This window comes from Rhizobium sp. HT1-10 (genome assembly GCF_049472505.1).
Classification (GTDB): Bacteria; Pseudomonadota; Alphaproteobacteria; order Rhizobiales; family Rhizobiaceae; genus Rhizobium.
In genome coordinates, this window is record NZ_JBCEBQ010000005.1 from 147,350 (window position 1) to 165,239 (window position 17,890).

General features: G+C 62.5%; 17 protein-coding genes and 1 riboswitch. Of the genes, 10 read left to right on the plus strand and 7 right to left on the minus strand.

Going from position 1 to position 17,890, the window contains the following annotated elements; all coding sequences use genetic code 11:
* Positions 1–153 precede the first annotated feature (153 nt).
* Positions 154–549 (plus strand): GFA family protein, encoded by a 396-nt coding sequence (locus tag VH564_RS15120; protein WP_423340670.1) that lies wholly within the window; start codon positions 154–156, stop codon positions 547–549.
* Positions 550–602: 53 nt separating this feature from the next.
* Here the strand turns inward: VH564_RS15120 and VH564_RS15125 are convergent, their stop codons facing one another.
* Positions 603–1,133, minus strand: coding sequence for a DUF1003 domain-containing protein (locus VH564_RS15125; RefSeq protein ID WP_423340671.1), 531 nt, complete (start codon positions 1,131–1,133; stop codon positions 603–605).
* 187 nt (positions 1,134–1,320) lie between these two features.
* Between VH564_RS15125 and VH564_RS15130 the strand changes: the two genes are divergently transcribed.
* Positions 1,321–2,151, plus strand: a complete 831-nt coding sequence (locus VH564_RS15130) for a TolB family protein (RefSeq protein ID WP_423340672.1) — start codon at positions 1,321–1,323, stop codon at positions 2,149–2,151.
* A gap of 37 nt (positions 2,152–2,188) precedes the next feature.
* A riboswitch (cobalamin riboswitch) is annotated at positions 2,189–2,391 on the plus strand.
* 42 nt (positions 2,392–2,433) lie between these two features.
* Positions 2,434–3,123: a 5,6-dimethylbenzimidazole synthase gene (gene bluB / locus VH564_RS15135; RefSeq protein ID WP_423340673.1), complete on the plus strand. Its 690-nt coding sequence runs from the start codon at positions 2,434–2,436 to the stop codon at positions 3,121–3,123.
* A 6-nt stretch (positions 3,124–3,129) separates the two neighbouring features.
* On the opposite strand, the gene VH564_RS15140 is transcribed toward bluB, so the two are convergent.
* The 4 genes from VH564_RS15140 to VH564_RS15155 all read right to left on the minus strand — a co-directional run bounded on the left by VH564_RS15140 (position 3,130) and on the right by VH564_RS15155 (position 8,351).
* Complete coding sequence (locus VH564_RS15140; RefSeq protein ID WP_423340674.1) at positions 3,130–4,266, minus strand: DUF2865 domain-containing protein; 1,137 nt, start codon at positions 4,264–4,266, stop codon at positions 3,130–3,132.
* 139 nt (positions 4,267–4,405) lie between these two features.
* On the minus strand, positions 4,406–5,050 hold the full coding sequence (locus VH564_RS15145) for an acyl-homoserine-lactone synthase (protein WP_423340675.1): 645 nt from the start codon (positions 5,048–5,050) through the stop codon (positions 4,406–4,408).
* Positions 5,051–5,150: 100 nt separating this feature from the next.
* Positions 5,151–5,879 carry a helix-turn-helix transcriptional regulator gene (locus VH564_RS15150; protein WP_423340676.1) on the minus strand — a complete coding sequence of 243 codons (729 nt, stop codon included), beginning with the start codon at positions 5,877–5,879 and terminating at the stop codon, positions 5,151–5,153.
* 159 nt (positions 5,880–6,038) lie between these two features.
* Positions 6,039–8,351 carry an NADP-dependent malic enzyme gene (locus VH564_RS15155; RefSeq protein WP_423340677.1) on the minus strand — a complete coding sequence of 771 codons (2,313 nt, stop codon included), beginning with the start codon at positions 8,349–8,351 and terminating at the stop codon, positions 6,039–6,041.
* A 207-nt stretch (positions 8,352–8,558) separates the two neighbouring features.
* On the opposite strand from VH564_RS15155, the gene VH564_RS15160 reads away from it, so the two are divergent.
* Together VH564_RS15160 and VH564_RS15165 are read left to right on the plus strand one after the other, a co-directional pair.
* The gene (locus tag VH564_RS15160; protein WP_423340678.1) at positions 8,559–9,440 is read left to right on the plus strand and encodes a UDP-2,3-diacylglucosamine diphosphatase; all 882 of its coding nucleotides are present in this window, start codon (positions 8,559–8,561) and stop codon (positions 9,438–9,440) included.
* Between the two features lie 105 nt (positions 9,441–9,545).
* Positions 9,546–10,769, plus strand: coding sequence for an MFS transporter (locus tag VH564_RS15165; RefSeq protein ID WP_423340679.1), 1,224 nt, complete (start codon positions 9,546–9,548; stop codon positions 10,767–10,769).
* Here the strand turns inward: VH564_RS15165 and dgcA are convergent.
* Positions 10,721–11,704, minus strand: a complete 984-nt coding sequence (gene dgcA / locus VH564_RS15170; RefSeq protein WP_423340680.1) for an N-acetyl-D-Glu racemase DgcA — start codon at positions 11,702–11,704, stop codon at positions 10,721–10,723. The two genes, VH564_RS15165 and dgcA, sit on opposite strands and share 49 nt — an antisense overlap.
* A 114-nt stretch (positions 11,705–11,818) precedes the next feature.
* On the opposite strand from dgcA, the gene VH564_RS15175 reads away from it, so the two are divergent.
* Genes VH564_RS15175 through VH564_RS15190 form a run of 4 tightly spaced genes read left to right on the plus strand, consistent with a single transcriptional unit; the run spans position 11,819 to position 15,855 of the window.
* On the plus strand, positions 11,819–12,973 hold the full coding sequence (locus tag VH564_RS15175; RefSeq protein ID WP_423340681.1) for an ABC transporter permease: 1,155 nt from the start codon (positions 11,819–11,821) through the stop codon (positions 12,971–12,973).
* A 10-nt stretch (positions 12,974–12,983) separates the two neighbouring features.
* Positions 12,984–13,841 carry an ABC transporter ATP-binding protein gene (locus VH564_RS15180; RefSeq protein WP_423340682.1) on the plus strand — a complete coding sequence of 286 codons (858 nt, stop codon included), beginning with the start codon at positions 12,984–12,986 and terminating at the stop codon, positions 13,839–13,841.
* A gap of 2 nt (positions 13,842–13,843) precedes the next feature.
* Positions 13,844–15,214 (plus strand): MlaD family protein, encoded by a 1,371-nt coding sequence (locus VH564_RS15185; RefSeq protein WP_423340683.1) that lies wholly within the window; start codon positions 13,844–13,846, stop codon positions 15,212–15,214.
* Between the two features lie 32 nt (positions 15,215–15,246).
* Positions 15,247–15,855, plus strand: coding sequence for an ABC-type transport auxiliary lipoprotein family protein (locus VH564_RS15190; RefSeq protein WP_423340684.1), 609 nt, complete (start codon positions 15,247–15,249; stop codon positions 15,853–15,855).
* Here VH564_RS15190 and VH564_RS15195 read toward each other — a convergent pair.
* Entirely contained in the window at positions 15,852–16,259 is a 408-nt protein-coding gene (locus tag VH564_RS15195) for an SRPBCC family protein (RefSeq protein ID WP_423340685.1), read from the minus strand. The two genes, VH564_RS15190 and VH564_RS15195, sit on opposite strands and share 4 nt — an antisense overlap.
* A gap of 200 nt (positions 16,260–16,459) precedes the next feature.
* Here VH564_RS15195 and gndA point away from each other — a divergent pair, with 200 nt between their 5' ends.
* Entirely contained in the window at positions 16,460–17,887 is a 1,428-nt protein-coding gene (gndA, locus tag VH564_RS15200) for an NADP-dependent phosphogluconate dehydrogenase (protein WP_423340686.1), read from the plus strand.
* The last annotated feature ends 3 nt before the right edge of the window (positions 17,888–17,890 follow it).

Below are 17,890 nucleotides of genomic sequence, written 5' to 3' on the forward strand. Positions count from 1 at the left end.
TTTGCGCCGCCTGCAAACGGCACGAAGCCAGGCTGTCCTGCGAGACGGTAGTACAGATCAGCGCGCCTCATCCTCTTGTGATGATTTTGAATTTGACCGCCTCCCGCCTATAGGCGACCATGACCGCGTCGATCAAGCATCCGGGAGCGCAACATGGCAGACGTGAATACCGGCTCGTGCCTCTGCGGCGCGGTCCGTCTTCGTACAAGCGGTCCGTTGCGCGACGTGGTCGGGTGCCATTGCTCCCAGTGCCGAAAGCAGACCGGCCTCTACCTGGCGGCGACGAATGCCGCGACTGCCGATCTCACCATAGACGGCAAGGACAGCATCAGCTGGTATCGGTCGAGCCCGACCGCCAGCCGCGCATTCTGCAAGACCTGCGGCTCGGCGCTGTTCTGGGTTGCCGACGATGCCGACCAGATCTCGATCATGGCCGGCCTGTTCGACAAGCCGACCGGGCTCAGGATGAGCCATCACATCTATTGCGCCGACAAGGGCGACTTCTACGAGCTCACTGACGGACTGCGCCAGTTTCCGCAGTCCGACTAAGCTCGGCGGGGCGGCGTCGGCATTCCGCTCGCTGGCCCTTTCGGGAGGGCAGCTTAACCCCTGGCTTGCAGCAGCTTCGTCAACCGGCTTACGTCCTCGCGCAAGGACGACAGCTCGTTTATCACCTGGATATCGATTTTCTGGTGCAGCGACAGCACCTCGAGCTCAGCCTTGAGGTTGACCTCGTAGTCCTTCGCGGCCTCGAAGCGATCGCGCTCGGCCTGGCGGTTCTGCGACATCATGATGATCGGGGCCTGGATGGCAGCGATCATCGAGAGGATCAGGTTGAGGAAGATGAAGGGATAGGGATCAAAGGCGCCTGATGCGAGGATGAAGGTGTTGAGCGCAGTCCAGGCCACCAGGAAGGTCAGGAAGGAAATGATGAAAGACCACGAGCCGCCGATGCGGGCAATGCTGTCGGCGACGCGCTCGCCGAGCGAGGCATTGGCCGAGAATGCAGCGTTGACGTCGGTCGAGATGACCTTTCGTTCATGGGCCCGCTTCAGCACACGCTTCTCGATGGCACCAAGATCCTCGGGGGGCTTGTCGAAATGGGACTGGATCAAATGCGGAAAATTGGGCATGCGTCGCTCCGGTTCTGTCTGGCTCCACTATTCGGTTGAAGCAGGCAATTGCAACGGCAAAACAGCGCAGCCGGCAGCGTCTCACGCATTCGCGCTCCGGCCTGCGGTTGCCGTCAGGTGGCGGCCCCGTTAAAACAAGCCTGCCGCCGGCAATTGAGGGCGGCAGGAATTGGAAAGCGGGTGAGGCATGCGCAGTTCGATCGAGATATTCAACATTGCCACGAAACAGTCACGGGTGGTCTGGCAAACGGATCGCCTCGTCGAGGCGCCCAATTTCTCTCCGGACGGGCGCTACCTGCTGGTGAATGACGAGGGGCTGCTTTACCGCCTGTCGCTCGACGGCAAGGCCGATGTCGAACAGGTGGAAACGGATTTTGCCACGCGCTGCAACAACGACCACGGCATATCGCCGGATGGTTCGATGATTGCGCTCTGCGACAAGGTCCAGTTCGGAAAATCCTGCATCTATCTCGTACCGGCGGAAGGCGGCACACCGCGTCGGGTCACGGCCAATCTGCCCTCCTACTGGCATGGTTGGTCGCCGGACGGACGGCGGCTCAGCTATTGCGGCATTCGCGGCGATCTCTTCGATATCTACACGATATCGGTTGACGGCGGCGAGGAGACGCGGCTCACCCATGGCGAAGGCCGCAACGACGGCCCGGACTGGTCCGCCGATGGCCAGTGGATCTATTTCAATTCGAGCCGCAGCGGCCGTATGCAGATCTGGCGCGTCCGGCCTGACGGCACCGATCTTCAGCAATTGACCGATGACGAATTCGGCAACTGGTTTCCGCATCCTTCGCCATCAGGCGACAAGGTCGTCCTGCTGTCCTACGACGGCGACGTCTTCGATCACCCCCGCGATCTGCCTGTGCGGCTGCGGCTGATGGATATGGATGGCGGCAACATCACCACGCTGTTCGAACTGTTCGGCGGTCAGGGGACGATCAACGTGCCCAGCTGGGCGCCTGATGGCGATGAATTTGCCTATGTCCGCTACGAAGCCGAGGTCTGAGTTCATCCCGATCGGCTTGCCTTCGTTCGGTAGATCACGCATATCACTGCCATCAGGTGCCCGCGAGAGCGGGAGAATCGGGAAGCCGGCGAAAACCCGGCGCGTGCCCAACGCTGTATGGCGGATGGCGATGCATGGGGGCGGTTGCCCCCAGATCGATGTCACTGGTCGCCAGACCGGGAAGGCAGCATCGACCAGACGACGCCGAGCCAGAAGACCGGCCTGATGCGATAGACTTGCCCGCGCGGACGGCGGGCGGTTGGCATTGTTGGGGAGAAAACGATGCAATCCGAAGCGAAGGACGATCTCGTCCGGGAGCAAGCCTTTTCCGTTGCCGAGCGCAACGTCATATACCACGCCATCGAAACCCGGCGCGACGTGCGCGACCAGTTCCTGCCGGACCCCTTGCCTGACGATCTGATCGCGCGTCTCCTCGGTGCCGCCCATCATGCGCCTTCGGTCGGCTTCATGCAGCCCTGGAATTTCATCCTGGTGCGCGACGCTACCCTTCGGCAACGCGCCTTCGAAGCCTTCGAGCGCGCCAATGAAGAGGCGGCACTGCAGTTCGACGGCGCCCGCCAGGACAGCTACAGGGCGCTGAAGCTCGAAGGCATCCGCAAGGCGCCGCTCAGCATCTGCATCACCTGCGATCCGGATCGGGCCGGACCGGTCGTGCTCGGTCGGACGCATAACCCGAGGATGGACGCCTATTCGACCGTCTGCGCCGTGCAGAATCTCTGGCTAGCGGCGCGGGCTGAGGGCGTCGGTGTCGGCTGGGTCAGCATCTTCCACGATGCCGACCTCCGCGCCTTGCTTGGTATCCCAGAGCGCATCGAGATCATCGCCTGGCTTTGTCTGGGCTTCGTCGACCAACTCTACGGGGAACCGGAACTCGCCGTCAGAGGCTGGCGCCAGCGCCTGCCGCTTCAGGATTTGATTTTCCAGGATGGCTGGGGTCAGCAGCGGCGCTGACGGTCGCTACTGTTCCGGCTGCAGCCTTGGGCCGGCGGGGCGGTCCAGGTCGAGCTTGTGCTGATCCGACGACAGAAAGGCCGGACCGACCTGTCGCGCCTTGTCTGTTGCCGGGTCATAGGGGCGATCGACCGGCGGAGCGTCGCTTTTGGAAGGGGCGGGTGCGGCGGCCGGAGGCGTTGCTTTCGGGCCGATGGTGGTGATCGAGCCGGCGGCAGGGGCCTCTGATCGGCCGCTCATGGCGTTCTGGCGCCGCATTTCCTCATAGTAAGCCGGCAAATTGCATGTGCAGCTGGTCTTCTCGTTCGGCGGCCTTTTGCGATAGGCGAAGGCATAGGGCATGGCGCTGTAGGGCGCTCCGGAGGAGGCCGAGATCATCGCCGACGTCTCCTGGTTCGGCAGCTGGTGGAAGAACAGCTCGGTCTTGACGCCCGGGCACATCTTGGCGCAGGTCTCGCCGTCCCGCGGGAAGTCGCTCGCTGTCGCATTGGGTGTCATCGGAAAGAAACCACCGTCGCAGGTGCGCACACAAACGGTACGCACATTGCTGCCGGCATAGGATTGACCGACGGCGTAGCTCTGGCCCGGTGATAGCGGCGGCTCGGCGCCGGTCGAGGGGCCGCCGCTGCGGTCGAGTGTGGTAACGCCGGATGAACCTGGGCCGGGCGCTGCATCCAGCGGCGGCGGTCGGTTGCTGATGATGGTGTCGCCTTGGCTGCTGTCGGGTTCGTCACAGCCATTGGCGGTGAGGGCGCTGGCGAGCCGTTGGCGCTCGCCGTCGCTTGAATTTCCGCCCTTTTGCAACTGGTCGCGCTTGGCAATGAGGTCGTCGAGATTCTGCTGCATCCGCCGCAGCGTATCCTCGATCCGCCCGCAGGTGCCGTCATCGTCGCCGTTGATGATGACCATGCTGCCGGAGGAGCACTCGTTGTCCTCCAGGTCGTTTTCGACCTTGCGGATCTCGGAACTCTGTTCGGCAACGGCGCTGCGATATTGCCGAAGCTGCGTGCCGGTGCCGATTGTCTCGGTGAGATCGGCCATCCGGCCGCGCAGGTCGTCGCAGATTTCGTTCGTCTGGGCAGCCAGCGGCGCCGTCATCGAAAGCCACGTGCCGATCGCGAAGAATGAATGTTTCCAGCCCACCGTGACGCCTCTGGCCTGCCCTGCTTGAATGCGCCGCGACGCTCGGGAAGCGTGCGGCGAGTCACCCTATAGCACAAGCCAGCCATTTGACGCCGCGCGACTTGCGCCAGCCCTGCGACCCAGCGACTGGCGCGATTGGTCATGCGGCGCGGGCAAGCGCCACCGTCGTCTCCGGCGGCAGCACGGTTCCGTCGATCTCGGCCACGGCCTTCATCCGCTGCAAGAGCCCCTGGTTGACCTCCCAGGAGACGGCGACGGCATGAACCGAACCGATCTTCTGCGGCTCGCCGATGCGTTCCCCGGGGCAACCCATCCGGCGAAACATGCGCTCCAGGAAGACGTCGGTGACGGTGACGATATGGGTCAGTCCGGACGACAGGCCGAGTTCGCCGACGCCGCACATCAATTCGGCGGCCGCCACCGTCACCTGGTTGGAGGCCCGGTCCTGCGAGATCTCCGGGTCGATACAGAAGCGGCTGGATTCCCAGACGGTGGCGCTGCGGATTTGCGGTCGGTGACCGAGCAGGATCGGAAAGGTGTCGTCCAGCATGTTCGGCCCGAGCGTCGGCAGCAGCCGCAGTGCGCCGCGTAGTTTTCCCGTCTCATCCGAATAAGACATCACATAGATCGGGTTGGACAGGTCGTACTGGTCGATTTCCCAGTTGCCGTCGACTAGGACCTCCCATTTGAGCAGATCGTGGAAGACGCGCTTGCGCAGCCGGAACATCTCGTCCATCGCGCCGAAATGGTGGTGGCGGGTAGTGCCGCTGTAAAGTCTGATCATCTCGGTCTCCCTCGGTTGATGACCGGTGGAGACTGGCAAAGGCAGCTGCTGCACTATACTGGCGGTTGCGACAGGTGACGCGAACCGGCCGGATGGGCCTTCATGCGTTTGGAATCAGGCCGCGCCAGAGAGCCTCCGCCACCGCTTGGGTGTTGGAGACGACGTCGAGCTTCTGGCGGGCGCTGCTCATGAAGAAGCGCACCGTGCGCTCGCTGATGCCGAGGATGACGGCAATTTCCCAGTAGCTTTTGCCGGCCGCCGACCAGCGCAGCACCTCCCGTTCGCGAGGCGTGATCACCGATGTCCGGTGGAGGCTCACCTGCGGCCGCTCGGCATCGATAAGGGCGGCATGGAAGAGGGCGGCGAGCGTCTGGATGTCGCGGCCATAGCTGCGCAGGAACAACGGTACCTCCGGGGCATGCAGCGGCAGTCCGATCGACAAGACCGCGCCGCGATTGGCGCGGGAGAGCAAAGGATACGAAATCCCCTCACTGGCGATGCCGATATCCGCAGCGTGTCGAAACAGGGTGGAGGACGAGGGCACCTGCTGGCGCAGCGTCGCATGCGCGACCGGCTTGACCGAAGCCAGTACGAACTTCAGGGCCGGCAGGTAAAGGTCGCAAGCCATGTCCTGCAGAGCCTCGCACTGCGGAGCCGAAAGCGTGTGGAACAGCCTGTGCAGGTGGACGGAGCGGGAATAGGGAATAACGTCGAGGTAGAGGAGGTGCGTGATGCCGTAAGTGTGCCGCATCCGCTCGAAGAACTGCTGTGGCTGAGCCTTTTCCGTCTGCTCCAGCCAATCGAAGAGCTCGAAATAACCGTGTCGCATCGCTGATCTCGAGAACCCTGAAATAGAGGACGGATTTTGTCCACTCAGAGTTGCGCTGTCCAGTCGAATTGCGCTCCTTGGTATCCCGCTGCACGTTCTGCGGGGATTTTCTGCCCGATCGCCAGCGCAAGCCGGCGATCGGATGCGTCCTGTTGTTGCCTATCCGGGCTGCGAAGCTTCGACCACCGCGATGGCGGCCATGTTGACGACGCCGCGCGACGTCACCGACGGCGACAGGATATGCGCCGGCAAAGCCGTTCCAAGGAGGATTGGTCCGACATGCAGACCATCGGTCATTTCCTTGACGACACCAAGGGTGATGTTGGCCGCATCCAGCGTCGGGAACACCAGCAGGTTCGCCTCGTCCGACAGCGTGGTGTCAGGCATCACGCGGCGGCGCAGATGCTCGGAGATCGCACTGTCGCCGTGCATTTCGCCATCGACTTCGAGCTCAGGGGCGGCAAGCCGGATCAGCCGCAGCGCATTGCGCATCTTGGTGGCGCTTTCCGATTCGCGCGACCCGAAGTTGGAGTGCGAGACCAGGGCCGCGCGTGGCGTGATGCCGAAGCGGCGGATTTCCTCGGCCGCCAGCACCGTCGATTCAGCGATTTCCTCGGCAGTCGGGTTAAAGTTGACGTAGGTATCCGTGTAGAACGTGTTCCCGCGCTGCGAGATCAGCAGGCTCATGGCCGAGAAGTCGCGGACGTTTGGCCGCTTGCCGATGATCTGGCGCACCACGCGCAGATGACGTTCGTAACGGCCTTCCAGCCCGCAGATCAGAGCGTCGGCATCGCCACGCTTCAGCGCCAGGGCGCCGATCACGCTGGTGTTGGTTCTGACGATCGTGCGGGCTGCCTCCGGGATGACGCCGCTTCGGCCGACCAGCGAGAAATAGAGATCGGCATAGTCGCGGAAGCGCGGATCGTCTTCCGGATTGATGACTTCGAAATCGGTGTGCGGGCGGATCTTCAGGCCGTAGCGCTTGAGGCGCGTCTCGATGACGTTGGGGCGGCCGATCAGGATCGGCACCGCCGTGCCTTCCTCCAGCAGTACCTGGGCGGCACGCAGGACGCGCTCGTCTTCGCCTTCGGAGAATACTACGCGCTTCGGCTGGGACAGCTTGGCGGCGGCGAAGATCGGCTTCATGACGAAGCCGGAGCGGAAGACGAAGCGGTTCAGCGTGTCGAGATAGGCATCGAAATCGGTGATCGGACGCAGCGCGACGCCGCTCTCTTCGGCGGCCTTGGCGACGGCAGGCGCGATGCGCAGGATCAGGCGCGGGTCGAAGGGCGAGGGGATCAGGTATTCCGGTCCGAAGATCGGCGTCTCGCCGGTATAGGCGCGGGCGGCGACGTCGGACGGTGCCTCGCGGGCAAGGGCTGCGATGGCGCGCACCGCGGCCATCTTCATTTCCTCGTTGATCGTCGTCGCGCCGCAATCGAGGGCACCACGGAAGATGTAGGGGAAGCAGAGGACGTTGTTGACCTGGTTGGGGAAATCCGAGCGCCCGGTGCAGATCATCGCGTCCGGCCGGGCGGCGCGGGCGAGTTCCGGCATGATTTCGGGATTGGGGTTGGCGAGCGCCATGATCAGCGGCTTGTCGGCCATCTGCGCGAGCAGCTCCGGCTTCAGCACGCCGGCGGCCGACAGGCCGAGGAAGACATCGGCGCCGCCGATCGATTCGGCCAGCGTCCGCTTGTCGCTCGGCTGCGCGTAGACGGATTTCCATTCGTCCATCAGCACGTTGCGGTCGGTGTAGACGAGGCCCTCGATGTCGTGGACCCAGATGTTTTCGCGCTTGGCACCGAGGATGACCAGCAGGTTGAGGCAGGCAAGGGCTGCGGCACCGGCGCCTGAAGCCACGATCTTGACGTTGTCGATGGTCTTGCCGGCGAGCTCGAGGCCGTTGAGAATGGCGGCAGCGACGATGATGGCGGTGCCGTGCTGGTCGTCGTGGAAGACCGGGATCTTCATCTTCTCGCGCAGGCGGCGCTCGACGTCGAAGCATTCGGGTGCCTTGATGTCCTCGAGATTGATACCGCCGAAGGTCGGCTCCAGCGCCGAGATCGTCGAGACCATCTCGTCGACGGTCGGGGCCTCGATTTCGATGTCGAAGACGTCGATGCCGGCGAACTTCTTGAACAGGACGGCCTTGCCTTCCATGACCGGCTTGGAGGCCAGCGGGCCGATATTGCCGAGGCCGAGAACGGCTGTGCCGTTCGATATCACGGCGACAAGATTGGCGCGCGAGGTGTATTCGGCGGCCATTTCAGGATTGTCGCGGATGGCGAGACAGGGGGCGGCAACGCCCGGCGAATAGGCGAGCGCGAGGTCGCGCTGGTTGCCGAGCGGCTTGGTCGCCTGGATCTCCAGCTTGCCCGGACGGGGATAGCGGTGGAAGAAAAGCGCCTGTTCGTCGAGGTCACCGCTGGTCATGTTTTTCTGTGCCTTCGATGCGTCCTGCGGGTCCATCACGCTGCTCCATTCCAATTTCGTCTGACGATTTTGCGTCACTGCATACAACAATCCTCCGAGGTGCACAGTACGGAATTGTGGCGGACGCGGAAGATTCTGCCGAGTCTGCGCGCCGGCGGATGAGTGGGCATTTGGCTTGATGTCATCATCCTGAAACACGAGTCTGATTATTCCCGCCCTAGCGAAGCTTGGGACACGGGCATCATGCTCGTGAAGAAATTGATGGACACTCGACACTTCCGAACCCTGTTCATTTCCGACGTTCACCTGGGGTCGAAGGCGGCCAAGGCGGACTATCTGCTCGATTTCCTGCGCTACCATGAGGCTGACACGATCTATCTGGTCGGTGACATCATCGACGGCTGGCGTTTGAAGCGCAGCTGGTACTGGCCGCAGGATTGCAACGATGTCGTCCAGAAGATCCTGCGCAAGGCGCGCAAGGGCACGCGGATCGTCTACATCCCCGGCAACCACGACGAATTCCTGCGTGATTTCCCCGGCACCCATTTCGGCGGCATCGAGGTCGCCGAACGGGCGATCCACACGACCGCCGATGGCCGCACCTATCTCGTTCTGCACGGCGACGAGTTCGATGTCGTGGTGCGCAACGCCCGGCTGCTCGCCTATCTCGGCGACTGGGCCTATGACGTGGCGATCGTCCTTAACATCGCGCTTGCCGCCATCCGCCGCAAGCTCGGCATGCCCTATTGGTCGTTCTCGGCATGGGCCAAGCAGCAGGTCAAGCACGCCGTGAACTTCATCGGCGAGTTCCAGCGGGTCGTTGCCGAAGAGGCCAAGCGCAACCATGCGGACGGGGTTATCTGCGGACATATCCACCACGCTGTCATCGAAGACATCGATGGCCTGTGCTACATCAACACCGGCGACTGGGTGGAGAGCTGCACGGCTGTCGCCGAGCACCAGGATGGCAGCTTCGAGCTGATCACCTGGCGCGAGATTCTCGATGCGAAGCCGGCGGCCCTTAGCGACGCTAGGCCGGAGCGCGCTGCATCGCGTCCGACGATGGACCTTGCGCTGCTGATAGCGGAAGCCAAAGCAGGCTCGGGCATGACGGCAGCGGAGTAACGCCGACCGTCTTTCTGGAAACGTTTTCGGAGCCACGCCATCCTTGGCGTAGGCGACTGGGCCTCTGCATGATAAGGGAATCATAGTTCCCCTTCAGGCAATGCCATGATTCCCGCATCAATTCCCTCGCCAGCCGGGCGCGCGCCTCCCTATTTCCGGCTGCGCAGCGCCTTGTCCTATTGCGCGCCGCTGATCGTCAACGGCATCGCTTTGCCGTTCTTCCCGGTCTGGCTCGCGACATTGAATTTCACCGACCACGAGATCGGCATCATCCTTGCCGTGCCGATGGTCGTGCGCGTGCTGGTGGCTCCGGTCGTGGCGCTGTTTGCCGATCGGATGAAGGAGCGCGCCTATGTACTCCTCTGGTCCGGCGGATTGTCGCTGCTGACGGCGATCGCGCTGTTCTGGGCCAATGACTTCACCACCGTGCTGCTGGTCTACGCGCTGCAGGGCGCGACCTATGCGCCCTATCTGCCGGTGGTCGAATCGATCACGATATCCGGCGTCCGGCGATGGGGCATCGACTACGGGTCGACGCGCGTCTGGGGCTCGATCGCCTTCATCGTCTCGACACTGATCGGCGGCCAATTGATCGGCGCTTTCGGCGGCAGCATGGTGCCGCCGCTGATGGTCGTCGGCTTCGTGCTGACGACGCTGATGGCGCTCTACTGCCCAAGAATCGGCCCGACCCGCCGCCGCGGCCATCCGTTGGATATCAAGGCACCGCCGATCGGCAATGCGCTGCGTAATCCGCAACTGCTGCTGACGATGATCGGCGTATCGATCCAGCAGGCCAGCCATGCGCTGTTCTACACCTTCGCCTCGATCTACTGGCACCACATCGGTTTTTCCGGCACCCAGGTCGGTGTGCTCTGGAGTGCCGGGGTGACGGCCGAAGTCACGGTGTTCTTCCTGTCGAAGCGCCTTGGCCGGCGCTTCAGCGCCTGGACGCTGATGCGGTTCGGGGCGGCGATGTGCGTCTGCCGCTGGATCATCTTCCCGATGGATCTAGGCTTTTCCGGCCATTTCGTGCTGCAGTGCTTTCACGCCTTCACTTATGCCTGCGTTCATCTCGGCGTGCAGCGGCGGATCGTCGCCACCGTCCAGGAGACGCAGGAAGCCTCGGCGCAAGGCGTCTACTTCTTCTATAACGGCATGTGCCTCGGCCTTGCGACCATTGCCTCCGGCTATATCTACGCATGGCTCGGTGTTGCCGGCTTCTACACCATGGCGCTGCTGGCCGCCGTCGGGCTTGGGATGATCATCACGGCCTTCTATCTTCAGCCCCAGAGTTCGGGCAACGGCGGGAAAACATTGGAATCGGCGTAGCGCAAGCCCTGTTCGCGGTCGCGCGCCAGCAGCAGCGGCCCGTCGAGGTCGACGAAGGCAGCCGTCTGGGCAAGCAGCACCGCCGGCGCCATCGCCAGCGACGTGCCGACCATGCAGCCGATCATGATCTGGAAGCCGAGACGTTCGCCCTCTGCCTTCATGCGCAATGCCTCGGTCAAGCCGCCGGTTTTGTCGAGCTTGATGTTGATGGCATCGTAGCGGTCGCGCAGGGCGGCAAGATCGGCCGTCTGATGGACGCTTTCGTCGGCGCAGACGATGATGGGGCGGTCGATCATGGCAAGCCGTTGGTCCTTGCCGGAGGGCAGGGGCTGTTCCACGAGCGAGATGCCGGCCTCTGCCGAGATCTGCAGGTGCCGGACCAGATTGTCCTCCGTCCAGCCCTCGTTGGCGTCGAGTATGATCCGCGATGTCGGCGCCGCCGCGCGAACGGCGCGGATTCGGCTTTCGTCGTCCGCCGTGCCGACCTTGACCTTCAACAGCGCCCGATGGGATTCTGCTGCCGCCTGGGCGGCCATGACGTCGGGTTCGCCGAGCGAGATCGTGAAGGCGGTCGTCAGCGCGATCGGGTCCGGCAATCCGAGCCTTCGTGAAACGGGAACGCCCGAACGCTTGGCCTCCAGATCCCACAGCGCACAATCGATGGCGTTGCGCGCCGCGCCGGGCTTCATCTCGCGCAGGAGTGCATCCCGGTCAAGACCCGATTCGATCCGTCCGCGCACGGCCTCGATCTCCGCCAACACGCCTTCGACGCTCTCGCCATAGCGGCGATAGGGAACGCATTCGCCGTTGCCGCACCAATTTCCCTCGGTGATCGAGCATGTCACGACGTCGGCTGTGGTCTTACTGCCACGCGAAATGGTGAATGTGCCGGCGATCGGCCAGGAATTCATTTGAACGTTGAGAAGGCGTGACATATCTGCTCTTTCTTATTCTCGATGCCGTAGATCGTCTGCGTGTAGTAGCGTATTGAGCGGGTTACTGTAATTCGTTGAGTCGGCATGATGCCGCAAATCTGAAAGACGCATGCGTTGAGCGTAGCTGAACAAATCCCGGATGCTCCGACCATCGACGATGAAGCCGACGGTTCCGGGCATCGCTACAGGCTCGCTGGAAACTGGCGCAGCGCCAGCATCCACGGCGTGCTGCGCCGGATCGACGATCTCTCTAAACGCACCAGCGGCGGCGAGGTGGTGATAGACCTCAGCGGTCTGTCCGACGTCGATACGACGGGCGTGCTGTTGATCCGCCGACTGAAGCTAAGCCAGGAAGTCCACAACGCCACCGTTACCATAGACGGCTCCAACGATCATATCGATGAATTGTTGCGGGCCTTCGACGACGAGGCCAGTGAACAGGCTGGTCTCAAGACGCCGAAGGCGCCGCTGCTCGACCGCATCTTCTCGCCGATCGGTGAGATGGTTGCCGAGCTCGGCAGCTTTTTCGTGGCAGCGATGTACATCCTGGGCTCGGCCGTCCGCGGCGCCCAGTTGAAGCTCGGCCGCGGCAGCGGCGTGTCGCCGGCGTCGATCGTCAACCAGCTCGATCATATGGGTGTGCGGGCCGTTCCGATCATCCTGTTGATGTCCTACCTGATCGGCGCGATCATCGCCCAGCAGAGCGCCTTTCAGCTTCGTGCCTTCGGGGCTGAGGTCTTCGTCGTCGACCTCGTCGGTATCCTGCAGCTGCGCGAGATCGGCGTGCTGCTCACCGCGATCATGATCGCCGGCCGCTCCGGTAGCGCCATCACAGCCGAAATCGGATCGATGAAAATGCGCGAGGAAGTCGATGCGCTGAAGGTCATGGGCCTCAACCCGATCGGCGTGCTGATCTTTCCCCGGCTGGTCGCGCTGACCATCGCCTTGCCGCTGTTGACCGTGCTTGCCAACTTCGCCTCGCTGTTCGGTGCCGCAACGGTCACCTATCTTTATTCCGGCATCACCTTTTCAACCTTCATCGCGCGCCTACATGAGGCAATCAGCGTCTCGACCGTGATATCCGGCATGATCAAGGCACCGTTCATGGCGTTGGTCATCGGTATCGTTGCGGCGGTGGAAGGGCTCAAGGTCGGCGGTAGCGCGGAATCGCTCGGCCAGCATGTGACATCGTCGGTCGTAAAGGCGATTTTCGTCGTCATTATGATGGATGGCGTATTTGCCATCTTCTATGCCGCAATCGATTTTTAAGGACCTGCATTTGGACGCGCTTCAACCTGAACCCGGCGAGACACAGAACGACCGCGGCGCCGATGGCCGCGACGTCGTGCTGTCGGCGCGCGGGGTCACCGTGACGTTCGGACCGAAGGTCGTCCTCGACAAGCTCGACCTCGACATCTATCGCGGTGAAATCCTCGGCTTCGTTGGAGCCTCTGGCGCTGGTAAATCCGTGCTGATGCGCACTGTCCTGCGCCTCCTGCCGCGCAGCGCCGGGACGATCAAGATCCTCGGTGCCGACTACGATAGCCTCGACGAATCGACGCGCAACAAGCTCGATATGCGGCTTGGCGTGCTGTTCCAGCAGGGTGCCCTGTTCTCGTCGCTGACCGTCAAGGAGAACATCCAGGTGCCGATGCGCGAGTATCTGGATCTGCCTGTGTCGATGATGGACGAGCTGGCGCATATGAAAATCAGGCTCGCCGGCCTTGCTCCGGATGCCGCCAACAAATATCCCTCGGAGCTTTCGGGCGGTATGATCAAGCGCGCGGCCTTGGCCCGGGCGCTGGCGCTCGACCCCGATCTTGTCTTCCTCGACGAGCCGACCTCCGGCCTCGACCCGATCGGCGCCGCCGAATTCGACGAACTGATCGCCAAGCTGCGCGATACGCTGGGCTTGACCGTCTACATGGTTACCCACGACCTCGACAGCCTGTTTTCCGTCTGCGACCGTATCGCCGTGCTCGGGCAGAAACGCGTGTTGGTGGAAGGGACCGTCGACGACATGCTGGCTTGCGATGATCCTTGGGTAAAATCCTATTTCCGCGGGAAAAGGGCGCGCTCTGTCGTGCGCCAAGATGACATTGCCGAACCCGGCCACCAGAGCCGAGAGAAGAACTGATCATGGAAACCAGAGCTAACTACACGATCGTCGGTATTTTCACGGTGCTGGTCATCGCTGCTGCCTTCGGCTTTGTCTACTGGATGGCCGAATACGGTCGTGGTGGGCCAATGGCCGAGTTGGTCGTCCGCATTCCCGGCTCCGCCAACGGCTTGAGCGTCGGTTCGCCGGTGCGCTTCAACGGCATCCAGGTCGGCAGCGTTAAGAGCCTGTCGATCGACGCGGACGATCCACGCTATTCGCTGGCCTTCGGCGAAGTCCGTGCCGATGCGCCGGTCTACCAGACGACAAAGGCCATCCTCGAGATCCAGGGATTGACGGGTGCTGCCTATATCGAACTTTCCGGCGGCCGGACTGGCGACGAAAACATCCTGAAGCGGTCGCTCGAGACCGGCAAGCGCGCGGTGCTGCTCGCCGACCAATCGAGCGTCACCAACCTGCTTGCCACTGCCGACAAGATCATGGACCGCGCCAACGACACGATCGGAGACCTGCAGGGCTTCGTCAAGGATTCGCGCGGACCTTTGACCGACACCGTCAAGAACGCCAATACCTTCTCCAAGGCGCTGGCTGACAATGCCGGGAATATCGACCAGTTCCTGGCCAGCGCCGGCGAACTGTCGAAGACCTTCAGCAGCGTGTCCGGCAAGGTCAATTCGACCCTCGATGCAGTCGAGAAGCTCGTGCGCGCTGTCGATGCCAACCAGATCAACGACGTTGTCGCCAACGTCGACAAGCTGACGGCCAATGTTGCCGATGCGTCTAGCAACCTCAAGGCGACGATAACGAGCATCAAGGAGACGTCCGATACCTACAACGAGTTCGGCAAGAAGGCGCAGCTGACGCTCGACAAGGTCGACCAGCTGATGGCTTCGATCGATCCGTCCAAGGTCAAGGGCTCTGTCGACGATATCTCGCAGGCAACCAAGGATGCCCGCGTGGCCGTGGCGTCGATCCGCGATGTCGCCAACAGCGTTTCCGGCAAGCAGGCCGAGATCAGCAAGACCATCGAAGACGTTTCGCAGATGGCCAACAAGCTGAATTCGGCCTCGACCCGGGTCGATGGCATCCTGATCAAGGTCGACGCGCTGCTGGGCACCGACAACACCCAGTCGCTGTTCACCGAGGCGCGTGACACGCTGGAATCGTTCAAGAAGGTCGCCGACAGCATCAACTCGCGGATCGGCCCGATCGCCGACAATCTGCAGCGCTTCTCGTCCGGCGGCCTGAACGACGTGCAGACGCTGGTCAACGACACCCGTCGGACGGTTCAGAACCTGAACGACACGATCAGCAATTTCGACAAGAACCCGCAGCGCCTGCTGTTCGGTGGCGACACCGTCAAGCAGTATAACGGGCGGACACGGCATTGACCGGCGGCAAGGTTTCAGAAGGTAGGCGCAGTATGGTGGGATTTGGTTCGGTTGAGACTTTGACGGCGCGCAAATCCGTGGTCGCATTGCCGCTGGTAGCGATGCTGCTGACGGCCTGCGGCGGCGGCGCCAAGAACGACACGTTCGATCTGGCGGCCAATGTCAGCGGCAAGGGACCTGCGGCGCACGGCAAGCAGATCCTCGTTCCGACGCCAACGGCGCTGAGCGCGGTCGACAGCAACCAGATCGTGGTGCGCGTCGGCGGTTCGGAGTTGCAGTATCTTGCCAAGGCCCAATGGAGCGACAAGCTCAGCCGCATGGTCCAGGCCAAGCTCGTTGAGGCATTCGAGAACTCCGGCAAGGTCGGCGGCGTGGGCGTCCCCGGACAGGGACTGGCGATCGACTACCAGGTCGTGACCGACATCCGGGCCTTCGAGATCGATACCACCAAGCAGGCGGCCGTTGTCGAGATCTCTGCAAAAATCCTCAACGACAAGACCGGCACGATCCGGAAGCAGGAAGTCTTCCGCCAGGCCGTTCCGACGACTGGCACGACCAACGATGCCTATGTGAAGTCGCTCGACAAGGCATTTGCCTCCGTCTCTGCGCAGATCGTCGACTGGACGCTGAAGGGCATCTAGCCGATTGCGTTTTCCATCATTGACTTGAGCGTCGCCAGATCCTTGGCGACGTGCACTGCATCGGCGTCGAATTGGGCGTCTGTCATGCCGGCGAGCCGCAGCAGCATGAAAATCACCTCGCAGCCGTCGCCGTTCGGAACCACTCTCAACGCGTTGTGGACACGCAGACCGGAACCCAGCGTCACTGTATGGTCGATGACGCCGTAGCCATTGGGCGGCGCGAAGCGGATGTGCACGGCGCCAAGCAAGCCAGTGGCCAGCCAGTCTTCCCCATCCGGCGTCAGCCCCGAAGCCAGTCCGGACGCCCAGAGCGGCATTTTTTTCGGATCGGAAGCAAACCGATAAACCGACTGCCAGTCGCGCTCGATCGACAGATGGACGACCCTCGTTACCATTGTCGACATATCGTTTCTCCTGCCTGCAACGTCTTTTTACAACAGACTGATGGAAGCGCCAACGGGTTGGGTTGTGCAAACCAGATGCCCGATCCTCCAGCAATTTTGCATGGTCCTCGCAATAGGCCGTATTTAAGGTTTTCGAGGCTTGCCCAGCGCCGGAGGTGGTGCAACAAAGTCCGTCCAGGTTTCAACAAGGGAGAGTTGTCGTGGAAAAGGCAGAAATCGGGCTCATCGGCCTCGCCGTCATGGGGTCCAATCTGGCGCTGAACATTGCCGAGAAAGGCAACCGCATCGCCGTCTTCAACCGCACCACCTCGGTGACGGATGAGTTTTACGAGAGCGCCGGCGACCTCAAGAAGCAGATCATCCCGTGCCGGACGATCGAGGAGTTCGTTGAGGCCATCCGTCCGCCGCGGCCGATCGTCATCATGATCAAGGCCGGCGAGCCGGTCGACCAGCAGATGGCGGCGCTGCAGCCGCATCTGTCCAAGAACGACATCATGATCGATGCCGGCAATGCCAATTTTCGCGACACCATGGCCCGCTTCGACCGGTTAAAGGACACCGGCCTGACCTTCATCGGCATGGGCGTGTCCGGTGGTGAAGAAGGTGCCCGTCACGGTCCCTCGATCATGGTCGGCGGAACGGAGGAAAGCTACAAGCGCGTTGAGAAGGTCCTGACGTCGATCTCGGCCAAATACAATGGCGAGGATTGCTGCGCCTGGCTCGGTACCGATGGGGCAGGGCACTTCGTCAAGACCATCCACAACGGCATCGAATATGCCGACATGCAGATGATCGCCGAAATCTACGGCATCCTGCGCGACGGCCTTGGCAAGAGCGCCGCCGAGATCAGCACGATCTTCGGCGACTGGAACAAGGGCCGCCTCAACTCCTACCTGATCGAGATCACCGAGAAGGTTCTGGCCGCCAAGGACCCGACGACCGGCAAGGCGATGCCTGACCTGATTCTCGACAAGGCCGGCCAGAAGGGCACCGGCAAGTGGTCGGTCATCGAAGCGCAGAACATGGGCATCCCGGCCACGGCCATCGAGGCCGCCGTCGCTGCCCGCAGCCTGTCGTCGATGAAAGAGCAGCGCGAAGCCGCCGAGAAGATTTTTGGCGCGCCGTCGAACAGCTTCCCGATGGAGTTCGGGCCCGACCTGCTGCACGACCTGGAAATGGCCCTGTTCGCCGCCAAGATCGGCGCCTATGCGCAGGGCTTTGCCGTCATGGCCGAAGCCTCGCGCGAGTTCAAATGGTCGCTGCCGATGCCTGTCATCGCCAAGATCTGGCGCGCCGGCTGCATCATCCGTTCGCAGTTCCTCGACGAGATCACCAGCGCCTTCACCAAGTCTCCGGACGCAGCCAATCTGGTCGTTACCCCGGCCTTCTCGGCCATGGTCAAGGAATCGCTGCCGTCGCTGCGCCGCATCGTCTCGGCAGCTATGACGGCTGGACTGCCGGTTCCGGCGCTGGCCTCCGCGCTCGGCTATTTCGATGCCTACCGCCAGGCGCGCGGCACCGCCAACCTGATCCAGGCACAGCGCGATTTCTTCGGCGCCCATGGCTTCGACCGCGTCGATGGCAAGGACATCCACCACGGCCCTTGGGGCAGCGGCGCACAGGGCTGATTT